Raw genomic sequence first — 17,689 nt, forward strand, 5'->3', positions numbered from 1 at the left:
TACATAGCAGTATTAAATGCTTATCCAACCTTGAAAGGGGCAATTCATTATGAATCGAAAGCAATATATCCGCGGCTTGTCCGCAGCCTGCCTGCTGGCCGTTCCGCTCACGCTCTCCGGCTGCAACTGGTTTGGTTCGGAATCTGCCGCAGTTGATCCGCCGCCAAGTGAGGTCGAAGCGCAGATGCTTCAGATCAGCGGGGATTCTACACTGGATTCCGGTGTGATGGGGCGAGTGACGGAAGAAGATACAGGCAACGTGGCAAGCAAGGATAAGAAGGCATCGGCCAAAGCCGATGGTCCGCGCACCACGGTATATCTGGAGGATGAACACGGCCTTCTCGCGCCGATCTCGCTCGCGCTTCCCAAGGGTGATAAGAATGACAAGGATGCCACTCTGAAGAACTCCCTTACCGCACTGGTAAGCAAAGGTCCGCTAGCAGCTTCGCTTCCGACAGGATTCCAAGGCGTACTGCCTGCCGGAACAGCTGTGAAGAACGTCACCGTTGATGCTGCAACGGGACTTGCCGTAGTCGAGTTCAATGATTCCTTCGGTTCCTATGAAGCCAGAGATGAGCGCAAGCTGCTGGAGGCGGTCACCTGGACGCTGACCGGACAGGACAATATCAAAGGCGTTCAGCTATGGGTAGACGGTAAAAAACTGACTGAAATGCCGCTCAAGGGTACACCGCTGGATCGCCCGCTCTCCCGCACCATGGGCATCAACCTGCCGAAACACAGCACGAATGTCATGAATTCCAGTGCGGTTACGGTTTATTTTTCCGCAGAATCGCCTGATGGTACTCAATATTATGTTCCGGTCACCCGTTTTGTAGACCCGGCGCAGGAGCCGCTTAAGGCAGCGCTGAATGAATTAATTACAGGTCCGGAATCAGACAACGGTCTGCAGATGGTGATGACGGAGGGAACGAAGCTGGATTCAGTGGATGCGGGCCAGAACGGTGTGGTTACTGTATCGCTGAGTGACGATATGTTCGCTGATGCCAAGGACGTACCGGCGGAAATGCTGGAATCCGTCGTACTTACCGTCGCTCAGAATACAGAGGATTCCCTTGTACAGATTGTGATGAACGGAAAGACTGCGGTGACTGGAACGGATCATGTGGATTACGGTAAGCCGGTTTCGGCCCCGGAATATGTGAACGACTTGCCGCTCTAATCACTGATTATGGCGGTCAAAAAGATGCTTTTGTGCCTGCTCTTTGGTAGAATAAAGGTTGCGCAAAAAACGTGCGCTTACACCCGCGGTTCAAACTGCGGGCAGGCGTATGGGGAAACGGCCAGGACAAACTTTTAGCTATTCGATGTAGGAGGCAGAAAAGATGAGATCAAACGGGCGAAACGTCGACGAATTGCGTCACGTGAAGATAACGACCCAAGTAAATAAATATGCCGAGGGCTCTGTACTTATAGAGATGGGCGATACCAAGGTAATCTGTACAGCGACAGTGGAAGAGAAGGTTCCGCCCTTTCTGAAGGGGCAAGGCAAAGGCTGGGTAACCGCAGAGTATTCCATGCTCCCACGGGCAACCCAGACTCGTAACCAGCGGGAAGCCGCTCGGGGCAAGCTGACAGGCCGGACGATGGAGATCCAGCGGCTGATTGGCCGGGCACTGCGTTCCGTTGTGAATCTGCAGGCTTTAGGCGAGCGGAGCATCACACTGGACTGTGATGTGATTCAGGCGGACGGGGGAACCCGGACCGCTTCGATCACAGGCGCGTTTGTAGCCATGGTGTTCGCCATCAACAAGCTGGCACAGGACCGCAAATTGAGTCAATTCCCAGTCACAGATTACCTCGCAGCCATCAGTGTCGGAGTTGTGGGTGATAAAGCTCTGCTTGACTTGAACTATGAAGAGGATTCCAAAGCGAAAGTCGATATGAATGTCGTTATGACCGGCGCCGGTGCATTTGTGGAACTGCAAGGCACTGGTGAAGACAGACCGTTCACACGCCAGGAGCTGGATCAGCTGTTAGAGCTTGGCGAGAAGGGGGTTTACGAGCTCATTGCCGCACAGAAAGAAGTTCTGGGCGAGGTCGCTCTGAAAATCCAATCGGGTCAGCCGGGTCAGGAGGTCTAGTATGAGCTCCGCTGGTGATATTCTTATTGTAGCTACGAAGAACAAAGGAAAACTGCGAGAATTCCAGCATGCCTTTGAGCCTCTGGGACTGACGGTCAAGAGCATGTATGATTATCCTGAGCTGCCTGATGTGGTAGAGGATGGCGAGACTTTTGCTGCGAATGCGTTCAAGAAGTCAAAGGCAGTGGGTGATGCCCTCGGGCTGCCTGTGCTTGCCGATGATTCCGGCCTATGCGTAGATGCGCTTGATGGCAGACCGGGTGTCTATTCTGCCCGTTATGCCGGTGAAGGCGCCACAGATTCGGATAATAATCTGAAGCTGCTCGGCGAACTGGAAGGGCTGAAGCAGGGGGAGGACACTGACCAACCGCTCTTGAGCACAGCCCGGTTCGTGTGTACCTTGTCGCTCTATGATCCGTCTACGGGGCAGGAGCTTACGGCAGAAGGATCAGTGGACGGCTGGATTACTTCCGAGCCATCAGGGGCCGGCGGCTTTGGTTATGATCCGCTGTTCTACCTGCCAGGGCATGAGAAGACAATGGCGGAGCTGACTCTGACCGAGAAGCAGGGCATCAGCCACCGGGGCGCAGCACTTCGAGCGCTGACCGAGAAGCTCGCGGCGCAAGGTGGCGTCCGGCCATAAAGGCTGATCGCTTCGTGTCAGCATAAGGCAGAAGCTAACAGGATTTACAGCCTCCCCGTTTAGCGGGAGCTACGGGCGTATAAATAAGCTTGCAGGACAAGGCGTGAGCCTTGGTTCTGCAAGCTTATTTTGCATTTATGAAAATCTTCAGTAATAAAGCGCATTTTAGAACACCACGTAGCTTCGAAAATGACGTCCTCGTCTCAATAAGGTCTCTTTTATCGCCTAATAGTAGAAAATGCGCCCTTTGAGCTTCCTTAGAACCTCCTTTGAATCATTCATTATCACAAAAGGTTAACTCTTCGGGTAAGAAATTTGCTGAAAGATAAATTTCGCTCGATAGGGCACGGGAATAACGAGAATAGTTCCTGTTATTTTGGTTAAGTTCTTCTTTTTTTAAAAAAATAACTGGAAAAACTCCCGTTAATTTCTTCTGGTTTACGCGTTCTACGGATAAAAGAGGTTTTTAACGGGAGAAAATCCAGTTATTTGGGATAAATAAGATAAACGAAAGACATTTAACGGTATATTTTCCTGCTATCCAAACGTCAAAATCACTTTATGCTCAAACGCGGGCTTAGACCAATATTCAGGCGAAGTGTGAAGTGTGGACTCCCAAATGTAGACTGTGGTCGCAGTGACTCGCCTATCCCCTGGGTTCCACCGTCTCGGCTCGCCAGACTTAGGAATGCCCGGCTACAGATGTTTTGCTCAGATGCGCCAGATTCCCAAGCCACACTAAGCCATTTCAAGCTACTCAACTTACTCCAAACCCACCCACCCCGGATTTAGAGTTAAATTAAAACTGTCTATTCACTTCTTTCGAGTGAACGGGATTCCATGAAAAGCAGAAGAAGCACCTGTTCAAGCTAGCAATCCTATACACCCACAATGGCCTAAAATCAGTCATGGTGTCTGAAGCCAGCTTAGAGCAGCTTCCAAAGTGCAGGGGTAGTAGCAGGCTCCCAGCCTGTCAGGGAAGTGTGGGGCTGGAGGCAGGTATACGTCTTGCCGCTGTAGGTGACGGTATCGCCTGCTTTGTAGGCAATCCCTACTGCCCAGGCTGTACCAGCAGGTGAAGGCGCCGGTGTAGGCGTAGTCGCTGGTGTCGGTGTCACCGTTGCAGTTGGCGCAGCTGTTGCAGTAGGTGAAGGGGTTGCAGTGACAGCAGGTGTTGCTGTCGGCGTCCCGCAAGCACTAATGAATTTCCAGACGCCATCCGGACCGCTGAGATCAGGACGGTCGCCCTGAGTCCACCATTTCGCTTCATACAGCGAGCCGTTGTAGGATACACGCTGGCCTTGCGTGTAGATTAAGGATGCATTCCAGGCTGCAGCCGTACACGACCCCGGCGTTGAAGTAGCGCTAGGTGTTGGCGTTGCGGTTGGTGTAATCGACGGTGCTGGGGTCGGTGTTGGTGTTGCTGTCGGTACAGTAGTTGGTATAGTTGTAGGTTTAGCTGTCGGTGTGGCAGAAGGTGTCGCTGTTGCTGTAGCCGTTGGTGTTGCTGTCGGTGCAGTAGTTGGTTTAGTTGTCGGTGTAGGTGCTGTTGTCGCAGAAGGCGTCGGTGTCGGCGTGACACCTCCGTACAGTTTGTCATACTCCTGCTGGGATGAGCTTCCGTTAAGCGTGACCCGTTGCGGGCCGCCGGAAAAATTCAGCTTCATCATCCCCGGAATGTCCAGGGTTGTTCCATTCGCGAGAGTCTGGCTGGCCGTACCGGTAATACGGTAGCGGTTGAAGTCCCAGGCGGTAGCGATTTGCTCCACAGTGCCTGCTCCCCAGGCGGAAGTCAGGGTGGTGGTGGTAGGCAAATCGAATTCCAGCTTCCAGCCGCCCGGAATATCGGCGCCGGTGTTGTTTGTAATTTTCAGAGAGTAGGTATAGTTCGGATGATCATAGGATCCGCTGAAGTTGATGCTGAAGTTCTTCGGTGCTGGAAGCTGCGGCTTGGGAGGTCCGCCCGGCAGTGTAGCATTCTTGAGCTGATTATAGGCGTAATCGGTTAATGAGGTGCCATACGTGTAGGTGCCGTCCGCTTGTTGGGAATAGTCGCCGGTCAGCTCCCAGAACATCATTCCGCCGAGGCCCTTTTGTTTGATGTAATCAAGCTTGTAGCCAAGGGATTCCTGGTCTTCATAGGTCAAAAATATTTTCTTATCCGCATTGAAGAGGTAGGGCGTCTTGGTTACAGGATCGAAGTAGCGCTTGTTCGCCGGGTCCTTAAGCAGATTGAGAATGTGCCAGATCGGATTTGCTCCGGCAGGCTGCTCCGGCGCTGGATCATTCCAAATCCCATAATCGCCGTCCGCGCCTCCTCCGGTGGTCGGTGCCGTGCCGTAGAGGCCGGTGTTGTTGATACCGCCGCTTACATTCTTCCAGCCCCGTGAATAATAGGGAACACCAATCACGATTTTTTCCGGGGGCAGAGTGCCCAGGTAGTAGCGGACGGCCCAATCGGTGTTCAGGACGGGCGTCCCCAGAGCGGCGGTCTCCGTATCCCGGGAATCCGGGTACAGGGCGGAATGCGGTCCGACATAACCGTTCCATGCGCCGTGAAAATCATAGGTCATGAGATTGGCCCAATCCAGATATTGATTAGCCTCTCCCAGATTCATGCCGCCGAGAATCCAGGAGGAAGCAGTGGCAGCGACAGTGAGATCATACTTTTGATTGTCCTGCGCGCCGGCTTGATCCAGCTTCTCCCGTAGCTTCTTCATAAGCAAAACGTAGTTGTTATAATTCACGCCGCGCAGCGGTTCCGCTGCCCCAAAATCATTAGGATTTCCGGACTGCGCCGTTCCAGACGGATACTCCCAGTCGATATCCACGCCGTTGAATTGGTAGGTGCGCAGGAAGCTAATAACACTGTTCGCGAACGCTTCCCGTCCGGCTTCTGAATTGGCCATGTTGTAGAATCCACCGGAGCCTGCCCAGCCACCAACCGATATCAGGGTGCGGACATCCGGATAGAGATGCTTGAATTTGATAAGCTGGTTGAAATGACCTTTAAACGGAAGAGTGGTCAATTGTCCGGGGTAATCCTTCTCAATGGCCGCTGTGCGGTCCATGAGTTCAATTGTATTCTGAGCGCTCACCTGGGCGAAGGCATAGTTAATATGGGTGATTTTGCCCCACGGAATTTTATCAACAGTGTAAAAGCCTTTGTTCGCCTGGTCTCCCCATTCCGGGAAATAGGCGACAATCTTGCGGGGATGATCTGGAGCAGGTGGAACTGCGGAAGCATTCGCTCCCTCAGCCTGGGCAACGCTTTGTGATCCGGCACCGGCACCCGCATACAGAGGAATAAGCAGAATCAGGCTCAGAATAGCGGCGAGAAAACGGGCGGGGAACGGATGCTTTGAACGTGCATTTGTTTTCATCGGGCATTCCTCCTTTGAACTCGGTCGTGTACTAAGATTAGTTCAGTTTCCACAGGGCCGGTGTATTAGCTGGTTCCCAGCTTACAATGGAAGTGTGGGGCTGGAGGCAAGTATAGGATTTTCCGCTATAGCTGACCACATCACCGGCTTTGTACGCTACACCTGCCGTCCAGGCGGAACCGCCCGGCGATACCGTTGGGCTTGGTGTAGGTGTAGCTGTCGGAGCTACTGTAGCTGTCGGCGTTGGTGTTGGAGCCACGGTGGCTGTCGGCGTTGGCGCTACAGTTGCTGTTGGGCTAGCTGTCGGAGCGCCGCATGTGCTGATGAATTTCCATACACCATCAGGGCCGCTAAGATCGGGACGGTCACCTTGGGTCCACCATTTGGCCTCATAGAGCGATCCGTTGTAGGAAGCGCGCTGACCCTGGGTATAAATCGCTGTGGCACTCCAGGCTGCAGCGCATTGTCCCGGTGTAGTAGTCGGCGTAGGTGTTACAGTTGGTGTGGCCGTAGGTGTTACCGTTGCTGTTGGTGTTGCGGTGGCAGTTGGTGTTGCTGTTGGGGAAGGGGTTGGTGTTGTAGACGGTGTCGCTGTTGGGGAAGGGGTCGGCACGACGCCTCCGGACAGATCCGCGATAAGTTTGTTCTGCAGTGTTTTGTTACGGTCGCCGCTGACCTCCCAGAACATGGCGCCGGCCAGACCCTTGGATTTCAGGTAACTGGTTTTGTAGCTGAAGGACTCCACATCGTCATAGGTGATGAAGATTCGGGTCGAAGGGTTATAGAGGTAAGGGACCTTGGCGGTATTGTTCCAATATCGGGTGTAGCCGTTCTTGTTAATATAGTTAGCTTCAAGGTCATAGAAATCGTAGCTTCCGTTCTCCCAAGTGCCTGTGCCGGAAATGCCGGCCGATACCTGATATTGTCCATTGCCTGCACTCGGTGCTCCGCCGTAGCCGCGACCATAGAAGGGCATACCCATTACGAGTTTGCTGGCGGGCACGCCACTTGCCAAATGAGATGTAATTGCTTTGTCGATATTGTAATTCTGCGGATCGGTAAGTCCTGACGAGCCTGCTGCCGGATCGTAGTACAGCGGAGCATTATGACCGGTGGTTGGATTCCAGCTGCCGTTAAAGTCGTAGGTCATAATGTTGATCCAGTCGACCACAGAGGCGATGCCAGCCATATCATTATTAGCTACATAAGACGGACCTGCGCCGGAGGCAATGGTCAGCAGATAGGTTTTGCCGTCTGCTTGCCCGGCAGCGTTCAGCTTCTCCCGTATTTTTTGCAGAAGCAGTACATAGTTCTCCCTATCCGCAGGACGAACACTATTGCCAGCCAGACCGCCGCTCACCGGGTATTCCCAGTCGAGATCGACGCCGTCCATCTTGTATTTGCGAATGAAATCAACAGCGGAGTTAGCAAACACCTCACGGGTTGCCGCCGATGCTGCTACGTCCGAGAAGCGGTTCGACCAGGTCCAGCCGCCAACGGAAATGAGGGTTTTGAGGTTCGGATTGCGCTCTTTCAGCTTCCAGAGCTGCTTCAGGTTGCCTTTAATGGGATCATCCCATTTGTCATCCCCGAAGCTCTTTCCGGCATCGATCCAAGGATCGCCGAGAACAATCGTGCCGTTTGGAACATTTATAGTTTGAGCTTGTTCATTTTGACAGGTCCAGGTTACGGGATTCGGGCCGGTAGGGTCGGAATTGCCATGAATGCCATTCCAACAGATATCAGCGAACGCGTAGTTAATTACATTCATCTTGGTAGGGTCGATATCCGATACGTTATAATTGCGTGCATAGGCAGCCCACGAAGGATAATAACCAACTAGCTTGTAATCCTGTGCCGCATTGGCGGTTTTGATGTTTGCACCCAAAGCGGAGAAGAGGGTAACCAGAAGTGCTGCGACCATTCCGATGGCAAAGGTTTTGCGTGAGCTTTTTTTCTTGAATATCATTGACGAACTACCTCCCTGGTTCAATGTTTGGATCGATACCCGTACAGCAAGAAGTTCTGGCGCTCACCCCCATCGTTTTAAAAGATTCACCTTCACCCTGTTCATTTCTATCATTTAACAGGCTAATAGAATGTAGAAAGAGCCGCAAAATGATAGAGTAACCCAATTTGGTTTAATTGTGAGTGCTTCTTTTAACTCTGTGTGCTCAATGTCAATTTTCCTTACTTCTGGAATGTAACACGTCCTATAGGGGTTGGGATAATGCCAAGAAAGACTGAAAGGGATAGGGAAAGTTGAATTAGAAGGATGATTTACATATGAAGCGGTGAAGGTAATTTCTATTTTCGGTTAAGTTTTGTTAATATGCTAGGGATAAAATTACATAATAGAGGGATAAAATTTTCAAATATATGGACTAATGCTCATAAAAACCCTTTTATAATCTTCATACAATAGTCGTTTTTAGTAGTTCATGGTATGTTAGTTGCCCTTATAGGTTAATTAGTGTGCATTGATGTATACCTATTCTCACTTCAAAAGGCGATTGAAGGAATCTATTAGTCTATTTGTTTTGGATTTGTTGGTTTTTGGGCCTAAACCATCTTTTTCAGATGAAAGTGCAGATCGACACATATCCCCCGAGACGAAGAAATATATATCATATGTATGCCTTAGCGACTTTTTTTTCAACGGATGCAACGCGCTGCCAATTTTTTCGTTATAGTAGTATACAGGGAAGGTGGTGGTACCCCATGGTCATTTGGGCTGTCTGGTTTATTGTAGCCGGTCTCCTGCTCGTTGTAGAAATGATGACGCTTACGTTTTATCTGCTTTGGCTATGTATTGGTGCTGTAGTCGGGGGTCTAGTCTCACTTATCGTGCCGGATGCTATTCTGCTTCAGGTTGTGCTTGGCTCGCTGGTTGCCATTGGTTTGACTCTGTTCTCCAAGCCGATTGTGGCCAGGTTTCGCAGTTCCAGAGGATTCAAGGATACAGGGACGGATATTGTCGGAAGACAGGGGATTGTTGTCGAGCCGATTGAACCGGGGCGTTATGGCCAGGTCAAGGTTGGCGGGGATACCTGGAGTGCATCCTCGTCACAGGTGCTGGATAAAGATGAAGTTGTCAGGATCATTGGAAGAAGCAGTACCATTATTGAAGTAGAACGATAGGGGGCATGTAAGGATGGAATGGGTCATTATTGGAGTTGTACTTTTTGTTGTGATTGTATTTGTAGCTTTGACGGTCAAAATTGTACCACAGCAGCGGGTGGGGGTTGTCGAGCGTCTCGGTAAATTTCACCGTCTGTTAAAACCGGGTCTGAACATCCTTATTCCAGTTATTGATCAGGTACGCACATATCATGATTTGCGGATTCAACAGGCGAATGTACCGCCACAGACAGTGATTACGAAGGATAACGTGCAGGTGCAGATCGACACCATCATTTTCTACCAGGTAGTTGGACCAGAAGAAGCCACTTACGGCATTTCCGATTACGTCTATGGGGTGCGCAACATTTCCACAGCAACTATGCGGCAGATTATCGGTAAGCTGGAGCTGGATGAGACCTTGTCTGGCCGGGAAAAAATCTCTACCGAGATCCGGATTGCCCTTGATGAGGCGACGGAGAAATGGGGCGTGCGGATTGAGCGCGTCGAGGTTATTGACATTAAGCCACCAGTTGATATCCAGGAAGCTATGGATAAGCAAATGAAGGCGGAACGCAGCAAACGGGCGATCGTATTGGAAGCCGAAGCTGCCAAACAGGACATGATCCTGCGCGCGGAAGGCGACAAGCAGAGTAAGATCCTGAAGGCGGAAGGGGATAAAGAAGCCCGCATTCGCGAAGCGGAAGGTTTGCGTCAGGCGCAGGAATTGGAAGCACTGGGTGAAGCGAAGGCGATTCAAGCCGTAGCGGAAGCGGAAAAGGTTCGGATTGAGCTCCTTCGTACTGCGGGTCTGGATGAGAATGTATTGGCGTATCGCTCCTTCGAGGCTCTGACTGAAATCGCTAAGGGGCCGGCGAACAAAGTGTTCCTGCCTTCTAGCACAGTAGAGACCCTGGGTAGTCTTGGGGCGATTGCTGAAGTATTCAAGGCCAGTAAGGACGGAAAGTAAGCAGATAATAGACAAAGGCTCCTTATTCCGTTAAAGTGGAAGCGAAACCGGGGGAATCAACCGGTTGAATTTCCCAAACGAGTAAGGAGAGAAGACAGTTGACACAAAGAGAAATTTCCCCGTTAGTGGAGGCGCTGGGCTTGCAGCCCCATGTCGAAGGCGGCTGGTACAAAAGGCTTTGGGTATCTTCTTTTGAGATTCCGCAGAACACGCTTGGTGAGGCTTATTCCGGCCCGCGAGGTTCGGCCTCTTCCATTTATTTTTTGCTCCATGGTGATGAAAGCTCTGATTGGCATACCGTGCTGTCTGATGAGGTTTGGCTTTGGCATTCCGGCAGTCCGATCGTCTTGAGTATTGGCGGAACCGGCGATAAGCCGGAAGACGTACAGGAAGTGATTTTGGGTACGGATATCGCAGCCGGCCAACAGCCGCAGGCGATTGTTCCGGCAGGGGCATGGCAAGCGGCCCGCACCCTTGGCGATGAGCCAGCGCTGGTGTCGTGCATTGTTTCACCAGAGTTCCATTTTGATGATTTCAAGCTGATTGAAGAGTAGGAGAGAGGCGCGGGCAGCGATTGCCCGCGTTTTTTTTGTTTGTTTTTTTCTTGGAGGACAATCTGCTATACTTATCTTTGGTTAGTACCAGATTCTGGAACCTGTTTTAAGGTTAAGTATGGTGAAGCGAACAATACACGTTTGGAGGGTGAAGCAATGAGTACATTGAACGGACCGTTCACGGGTGGACCTACATTAAATGACGGAGCGACAATGCCATGGCTCGGGATCGGTGTCTGGCAGACCAAGGATGGCGACGAGGTAGTTCATGCGGTGAAATCAGCACTAGAGGTAGGCTACCGTAGCATTGATACCGCGGCGGCGTACAAGAATGAAGAAGGTGTCGGACGAGGCATACGGGAAAGTGGAGTGTCGCGCGAAGAACTGTTCATCACCACCAAATTGTGGAACGGCCATCAAGGCTATGAGTCTGCGCTTCAGGCGTTCGAGGACAGCCGGCGCAAGCTGGGACTTGAGGTCATTGATCTGTATCTCATTCATTGGCCGGTTGCAGGGAAGTACCGCGAGTCATGGAAAGCGCTAATCCATCTGCAAAAAGAGGGCTTGGTCAAATCCATCGGCGTGAGTAATTTCCAAATTCATCACCTCAAGGACATTATAGAAGATACCGGGGTTGTGCCTGCCGTCAACCAGGTTGAATTTCACCCGCTGCTGACCCAGCGCGAATTGCTGAAGTATAGCCGCGAGCAGGGGATTCAACTGGAAGCCTGGAGTCCGCTGATGCAGGGGAACCTGGATCTTCCGCTGATTCAGGAACTGGCGGCGAAATACGGCAAAACGCCTGCACAGATTGTGCTGCGTTGGGATATCCAGCAGGGCGTAATCACTATTCCGAAATCCGTTCATGCCAACCGTATTCAGGAAAATGCAGGCATCTTTGACTTCACGCTCAGTGATGAGGATGTCAAGGCGCTGGAAGATCTGAATCAGGACAGCCGGTTTGGGCCGGACCCGGATAATTTTAATTTTTAAAACGCCCTAGCTTCGTAAAGGCATTCAATAGCTTGAATATCGTAAAATAGCAGGCTCCCAACACGGGAACCTGCTATTTTTGCTAGGATATCGACATGTAGCAATTAACGGATAGCTACGTTATATGTGCGGAGCCAGAGATCTACCTGTGACAGGTAGGCGAATAGCTGTGGACCGGACATCAATTGCCCGAACCAGGGCAGATTGGTGGAGGATTCCGGTGACGCGGCAATCTCACGGATTTTAGCAGCATCAATCAAAGGAAGCAGCGGGGACGAGGCGTCATCGAGAATATTCAGCATCCGCTGGCGCACGGCATCGAGATAGGCCGGATTATGTGTTTTGGGATAGGGGCTTTTCTTGCGGTAAAGCACATCATCCGGAAGGACGCCTTCCAGTGCTTTGCGCAGAATGCCTTTTTCCCGGTTGCCGACATTTTTGATCTCCCAGGGAATGTTCCAGACATACTGCACAAGCCGATGGTCGCAATAAGGTACGCGAACCTCCAGACCCACGCCCATACTCATCCGGTCTTTGCGATCGAGCAGGGTGGGCATGAAGCGGGTGATGTTCAGGTAAGACATAACCCGCATTTGCGCTTGCTTGCCGGTTTCCCCGGTTAAGACAGGGACTTCGGCGACCGCATCGCTGTACCGGTCTCCCAGATATTCCAGTGGCCGAATCCATTCGCCGATTTCCGGAGACAATAATCCGGCCCGCATCTTCGGAGCTACGGACCAAGGGAAGGTGCCGGAAGAGAGCATCTCTTCCCGGTGAAACCAGGGATAGCCGCCGAAGATTTCGTCAGCTGCTTCACCCGAAATGGCCACGGTTGCCTGCTTCTTGATCTCACGGCAGAACAAATAGAGGGAAGAGTCCACATCCGTCATTCCTGGCAGATCGCGAGAGTATAAGGCATTATCAAGCGCTTCGACCAGCTCGGGGGTATCAAAATTGATGTAGTGGTGGTTCGTGTTCAACTCTTCCGCCATCCGCTTGATCCAGGGACCGTCAGCACCGGGCTGGAAGGTATGGCTCTTGAAATGCTTGTCGTTGTCGACATAATCGACAGAGAAGGTGTTGATTTGCCCCTGACCGGTACGGTTGTAGTAGTTGACGGCCAGCGCAGATAAGGCGCTTGAATCCAGCCCTCCGGACAGGAGGGAGCAGACCGGTACGTCGGAAACAAGTTGGCGCTCTAGCGTATCCTGCAGCAACTCGCGCACCTTGGCGGCAGTTTCGTTCTCATTATCTGTGTGCTCGAAGCTTTCCAGCTTCCAATAGGCATAATTGCGCAGTCCTTCCCGGCTGTAGATCATAGCGTGGCCAGGGCGAAGTTCGAACATATCCTTGTAGACCCCTTGCCCGGGAGTGCGGGCAGGGCCGATGATGAAGATTTCTGCCAGACCCTCAGGGCCCACGACGGGCTGCACTTTAGGATGCTGGAGCAGAGCTTTGGGCTCGGATCCGAAGACAAAGACATCATCCACCTGACTGTAGAAAAGCGGCTTGACGCCAAGGCGATCACGTGCGAAGAACACCTGCTCCCGCCGGCCATCCCATATGGCAAAAGCGAAGATGCCGTTCAGCTTCTCTACAGAATCCGGTCCCCATTCAATATAGGAATGGAGGAGAACCTCGGTATCGCATTCCGTGCGAAATTGATGACCGCGCACGAGCAGCTCTTTTTTCAGCTCAGGTGCATTATAGAGTTCTCCGTTATAAACAATAGCATATGCATGGTCCTCATGGCGGGTAATCATCGGCTGTGCGCCGTTCTCTGGATCAATTACGCTAAGTCTGCGATGTCCAAAGGCGACAGGTCCTGAAATCCAGGTGCCTGCTGCATCCGGCCCGCGGTTAGCTAATGTATCAGTCATTTTGACCAGTAGTCCCGAGTGCTGCGTAAGATCATCGCGCCACTGGATAAATCCGGTTATTCCGCACATGATGTTTCATCCTCTCTTTTGTGCGATTGTTGTCCTTTCTTTTTGCCAAGTAATACAGATATATGCCGAAGCAAGGAATAAAATGTATGTCCTTATCCGAACACTAGAGAAGAGGGAAATTTGCCGGGAAGGATGGATGACAAGTGTATTATATTAAAGATGCCAAAATTCGCAGAATGACGGAATATGACGGTGCGCCATGCGCAGAGGTAGGGGTATTGTCAGGGGCTGCCGAGGATTCCGGGCTGCTTGTATATATCGTGGAGGACGAGCGCGAGGACGGGTACGAAATTGTGCGTATTGTGACGAATGATGCCAGCACTGCTACGGATTGGTTCGACAATAACCTGCATGATGCCTTTGTGGATGTGACTTCAAGTGCCTTTACCGGCAGCATTGTTATGAGCCCTGAAGAGGAACGATCCAAGTTCCAGCGAGAGCTGTTGATTTTTGGGGATTTGAAGAAGCAGCTGGAGGATCATTTTCGGGGACTCTCCTAAAAAAGAAAGCCCGGTTTCGCTTTGTCAAAGACCCGCTTAAGGCGGGTCTTTGTGCATGGTGATCTCGTGAGAGCGCCCGGAAGAAGGTGCTGATTAGATGAGAAAATGAAAAAAATATGCGTTTTCCATTGTTATGCCTTGAAAAAAAAGCTGAATAAGGTATAATAGATAACGTTGCGTTAATACATAGACATGTCCCGGTAGCTCAGCTGGATAGAGCATGCGCCTTCTAAGCGCACGGTCGGGGGTTCGAATCCCTTCCGGGACGTCATGAAAAAGCCTTCCATATGGAAGGCTTTTTCTGTGTTTTCTGTTACTTTTCTCGGATAGGAGTGCTGTCGTCAGCTTACAACTGTGGCCATATCTCTGACCATACGGCATTCAAGATTCCTTGCATATTCTCCTCTTGGCTGTTAATGGCGATGACAGCCTGCTTGTCCGGTAGGACAATACAGAACTGTCCGTAGGCTCCATCTGCCCGGTAGGCCTGATGCGTACACATCCAAAACTGGCAGCCGTAGCCTTGTCCCCAATCCGCCGGTCCATCGTTATCGATCCGCTTCCCGGTAGCATAGTCAATCCACTCGGCCGGGATCAATTGCTTACCTTCCCACTGTCCTCTTTGCAGCATAAGCTGTCCAAAACGACTCAATTCTTCTGTATTGATCACAAGCCCAGCGCAGCCGAGTGTTCTGCCAAGCGGGGTAGTCTCCCAGTAGACATCGTGGATGCCAAGCGGTGCGAACAGGCGCGGGACGAGATAGTCTTTCACAGTTTCACCTACGGCTTCTTGTATCATAGCCGAGATCATGATGGTGTCCCCACTGCTGTACATGAACTTTTCACCTGGTTCACGGTCGAGCGGCAAGGATAGATAATGCTTTACCCAATCTTTCTCGGGCAAAGTGGCTCGTTCTTCCGCCCAGAATGGCGGGTTATCATGTCCTGAAGACATACGAAGTAAATCATAAAGTGTCAGCTCACCCGGCTGCATGGAGTCATCAGTGACACCGGGTAGAGGAGGATACTCGGGAAAAAGATCCTTGAGTTTGGTATCCAGTGAGAGCTTGCCTTCTTCAATGGCCAGTCCAGCTGCCATAGCGGTAAAGGATTTGCTGATCGAATGCTGGATACGGCGGACATCTTCCGCGAACGCTACTTTGCCCAGCAACTTTCCTTGTTGCAAGACACGGATGCCAAAAACATTCAGCCCGGATTCCCGGATCAGGGTTTCAAATGAGGTCAAGTTGAGCATAGTTTCCCTTCTTTCTGCAAATGCTTCTATAAGTGTACAACTTGATGGAGAAACAATACAAGTGGAAACGTTTCCTGAAATAGTAAAGAAAAAAACGGAAATCAGGTTCTTCAAGCTCTTTACTAAGTTAATGGAATGAAATGATTCAAAGATAAAATTACTTTTATTAGTTATTGACATAAATTATGATTTAAAGTGAATAAAATTCTACTGAATAATTAAATTGCTACTTTTTTGATGTTAGATATTTTTGTTGACAATCCCAAAAATGATGTTCATAATGAACAAAGAAAGCGAATACAGCTAGAGAAGAGTTTCTTATTGTTATCATGGGAAACGTTTCCCATAGATTTTAGTTGTTTTCATAACCATGTTTTACGTTATGAGAATTTGATAACCGGAGTGGAGAGAAAGAACATGAATATTAAGGATATTGCCAAACTATCAGGTGTCGGCATAGCCACGGTCTCGCGGGTCATCAATAATACCGGCGTAGTCAGTGAGGCTACCAGGGCCAAGGTTATGGAAGTTGTTAAAGAGTACAACTACATTCCTAACGGAAATGCACGCAACCTGAAAAAGACACAATCCAATACGATTGCACTCATGGTTAAAGGGATTTCCAACCCGTTCTTCGCCAATATGATCAAGGAAGTTGAGCGCCAGGTCAACCTGCGCGGCTGTCCGCTCTTGATCCAGCATGTCGAAGACGGGGTGGACGAGATTAACACAGCCCTTCAACTGGTCAAGGAGAAGAATCTTTACGGAGTTATTTTCATGGGCGGTACTTATGACCACTCAGAAGAAAAGTTCAAGCAATTATCCATTCCATTCGTGCTTACGACCATCACAACGACGCAGGATGTTGATCCTTCGGTCTTTTCCAGTGTGGTCATTGACGATGTTCAGGAATCGTATAAGGCAACAAGCTATCTGATCTCGCTTGGTCATCGGAAGATTTGCTTCTTGGCCAGGTTCCCGTTGGTGCAGCATACGACTGGGAACAGACGCTTGCTGGGGTACATCAAGGCACTTGAGGAGCATGGTATTGAGTATGATCCCGCGCTGGTGGAGGATTGTGAATACAGTCCAAGTTCGGGGTTCACGGCAACCAAACGCCTGCTCAACAAGAAGAAGGAAATCACCGCTGTGTTTGCAGCATCGGATACGATTGCGATCGGGGCAGCCAAAGCGCTGCTGTCGCTCGGACTTTCCATCCCGAATGATGTGTCGATCATCGGCTTTGACGGCATTGAGATGGCCGAGTATTATCACCCATCCCTCGATACCATCAGCCAGCCTGGTGTGGACATGGCGAAAGCCAGCGTTGAAATTTTGTTTGATCTGATCTCGGGGCAATCTGCGAACAAGCACACGGTATTCGAATCGGTGCTGGTTAAGCGCGGGTCTTGCAGAAAAATCAAATAAATCGGCGTCAGTATTGAACCAAAGGAGATAGCATATGGCACTTTTAACTGTTGAGACAGGTTCTCCTACCTTGAGAATGACGACCACAGTCAATATCATCTCACCCGTTGATGCCGGCACAGGATCAGGCGGAACGCTTTATCTGCTGCACGGCGCGGGTGACAATGCTAGCACTTGGCACAGACTAACCACCGCAGAGCTGTATGCAAGCCAATATGGCTGCACGGTGATTATGCCTCAAGTGGGCAGAAGTTACTACACGGACATGGAGTACGGGTTAGATTACTTCCGCTATATTACACAGGAACTGCCCGAGTTCTGCGCGCGTCTGCTCAATCTTGAGACCGACCCGCAGAAGACGTTCATCGCTGGTTTGTCGATGGGCGGGTACGGCGCACTGAAATGTGCACTGACTTATCCGGAACGCTACAGCAAGGTCGTGTCCTTGTCTGGCGTCACTGATCTTCAGAAACGCTTGAATGATCCGCACATGGGCCCGGAGATGTCAAGGGAGATGATGGGGGTCTTTGGCAATGGGTTGCAGGTGAAGCCGGACCAAGATATCCGCGCGCTCGCGGACAAGCTGGTGAAGGATAACAGGGCGTTACCGGCCATTCTGACCTGCTGCGGCTCGGAGGATCCTTTTGCCGAGATGAACCGGGATTTCGCCTCATATATGGAGACGACACCTTATGATTTCAGATATGTTGAAACCCCCGGCATGCATGAATGGCGATTCTGGGAGCGGCATCTGAAGACAACCTTTGATTTTCTGTATAACTAAAAGTCTCA

The 17,689-nt window shown here is 50.8% G+C and carries 14 protein-coding genes and 1 tRNA gene; 11 read left to right on the forward strand and 4 right to left on the reverse strand.

The genetic code is table 11. The features are described 5' to 3' along the window. Positions 1–49 precede the first annotated feature (49 nt). From HPT30_RS08475 to HPT30_RS08485, 3 genes are all read left to right on the forward strand, one after another. Positions 50–1,180 (forward strand): GerMN domain-containing protein, encoded by a 1,131-nt coding sequence (locus HPT30_RS08475; protein WP_175370965.1) that lies wholly within the window; start codon positions 50–52, stop codon positions 1,178–1,180. A gap of 163 nt (positions 1,181–1,343) precedes the next feature. Next, the gene (gene rph / locus HPT30_RS08480) at positions 1,344–2,102 is read left to right on the forward strand and encodes a ribonuclease PH (RefSeq protein WP_175370966.1); all 759 of its coding nucleotides are present in this window, start codon (positions 1,344–1,346) and stop codon (positions 2,100–2,102) included. Position 2,103: 1 nt separating this feature from the next. Beyond that, the gene (locus tag HPT30_RS08485; protein WP_175370967.1) at positions 2,104–2,745 is read left to right on the forward strand and encodes an XTP/dITP diphosphatase; all 642 of its coding nucleotides are present in this window, start codon (positions 2,104–2,106) and stop codon (positions 2,743–2,745) included. Positions 2,746–3,671: 926 nt separating this feature from the next. Here HPT30_RS08485 and HPT30_RS08490 read toward each other — a convergent pair. Further along, positions 3,672–6,128, reverse strand: coding sequence for a glycosyl hydrolase family 18 protein (locus tag HPT30_RS08490; protein WP_175370968.1), 2,457 nt, complete (start codon positions 6,126–6,128; stop codon positions 3,672–3,674). Between the two features lie 37 nt (positions 6,129–6,165). Further along, the gene (locus HPT30_RS08495; protein WP_175370969.1) at positions 6,166–8,097 is read right to left on the reverse strand and encodes a glycosyl hydrolase family 18 protein; all 1,932 of its coding nucleotides are present in this window, start codon (positions 8,095–8,097) and stop codon (positions 6,166–6,168) included. A 752-nt stretch (positions 8,098–8,849) separates the two neighbouring features. Here HPT30_RS08495 and HPT30_RS08500 point away from each other — a divergent pair. The 4 genes from HPT30_RS08500 to HPT30_RS08515 all read left to right on the forward strand — a co-directional run bounded on the left by HPT30_RS08500 (position 8,850) and on the right by HPT30_RS08515 (position 11,765). Continuing rightward, on the forward strand, positions 8,850–9,269 hold the full coding sequence (locus tag HPT30_RS08500; RefSeq protein WP_175370970.1) for an NfeD family protein: 420 nt from the start codon (positions 8,850–8,852) through the stop codon (positions 9,267–9,269). Between the two features lie 13 nt (positions 9,270–9,282). After that, entirely contained in the window at positions 9,283–10,218 is a 936-nt protein-coding gene (locus HPT30_RS08505) for an SPFH domain-containing protein (protein ID WP_175370971.1), read from the forward strand. Between the two features lie 98 nt (positions 10,219–10,316). Then, entirely contained in the window at positions 10,317–10,772 is a 456-nt protein-coding gene (locus HPT30_RS08510; protein ID WP_175370972.1) for a cupin domain-containing protein, read from the forward strand. Between the two features lie 156 nt (positions 10,773–10,928). Then, positions 10,929–11,765 (forward strand): aldo/keto reductase, encoded by an 837-nt coding sequence (locus HPT30_RS08515; RefSeq protein ID WP_175370973.1) that lies wholly within the window; start codon positions 10,929–10,931, stop codon positions 11,763–11,765. Between the two features lie 104 nt (positions 11,766–11,869). On the opposite strand, the gene asnB is transcribed toward HPT30_RS08515, so the two are convergent. Continuing rightward, the gene (gene asnB, locus HPT30_RS08520; protein WP_175370974.1) at positions 11,870–13,714 is read right to left on the reverse strand and encodes an asparagine synthase (glutamine-hydrolyzing); all 1,845 of its coding nucleotides are present in this window, start codon (positions 13,712–13,714) and stop codon (positions 11,870–11,872) included. 143 nt (positions 13,715–13,857) lie between these two features. Here asnB and HPT30_RS08525 point away from each other — a divergent pair, with 143 nt between their 5' ends. Then, entirely contained in the window at positions 13,858–14,214 is a 357-nt protein-coding gene (locus HPT30_RS08525; RefSeq protein ID WP_175370975.1) for a hypothetical protein, read from the forward strand. Between the two features lie 194 nt (positions 14,215–14,408). After that, a tRNA-Arg gene (locus tag HPT30_RS08530) sits at positions 14,409–14,482 on the forward strand. Positions 14,483–14,560: 78 nt separating this feature from the next. Here HPT30_RS08530 and HPT30_RS08535 read toward each other — a convergent pair. Beyond that, positions 14,561–15,469, reverse strand: a complete 909-nt coding sequence (locus HPT30_RS08535) for a serine hydrolase domain-containing protein (protein ID WP_175370976.1) — start codon at positions 15,467–15,469, stop codon at positions 14,561–14,563. 417 nt (positions 15,470–15,886) lie between these two features. On the opposite strand from HPT30_RS08535, the gene HPT30_RS08540 reads away from it, so the two are divergent. Continuing rightward, positions 15,887–16,897 carry a LacI family DNA-binding transcriptional regulator gene (locus HPT30_RS08540; protein WP_066376773.1) on the forward strand — a complete coding sequence of 337 codons (1,011 nt, stop codon included), beginning with the start codon at positions 15,887–15,889 and terminating at the stop codon, positions 16,895–16,897. Positions 16,898–16,931: 34 nt separating this feature from the next. After that, complete coding sequence (locus tag HPT30_RS08545; RefSeq protein ID WP_175370977.1) at positions 16,932–17,681, forward strand: alpha/beta hydrolase; 750 nt, start codon at positions 16,932–16,934, stop codon at positions 17,679–17,681. The last annotated feature ends 8 nt before the right edge of the window (positions 17,682–17,689 follow it).

Origin of the sequence: Paenibacillus agri (assembly GCF_013359945.1) — a bacterium.
GTDB classification, from domain to species: domain Bacteria; phylum Bacillota; class Bacilli; order Paenibacillales; family Paenibacillaceae; genus Paenibacillus_AQ; species Paenibacillus_AQ agri.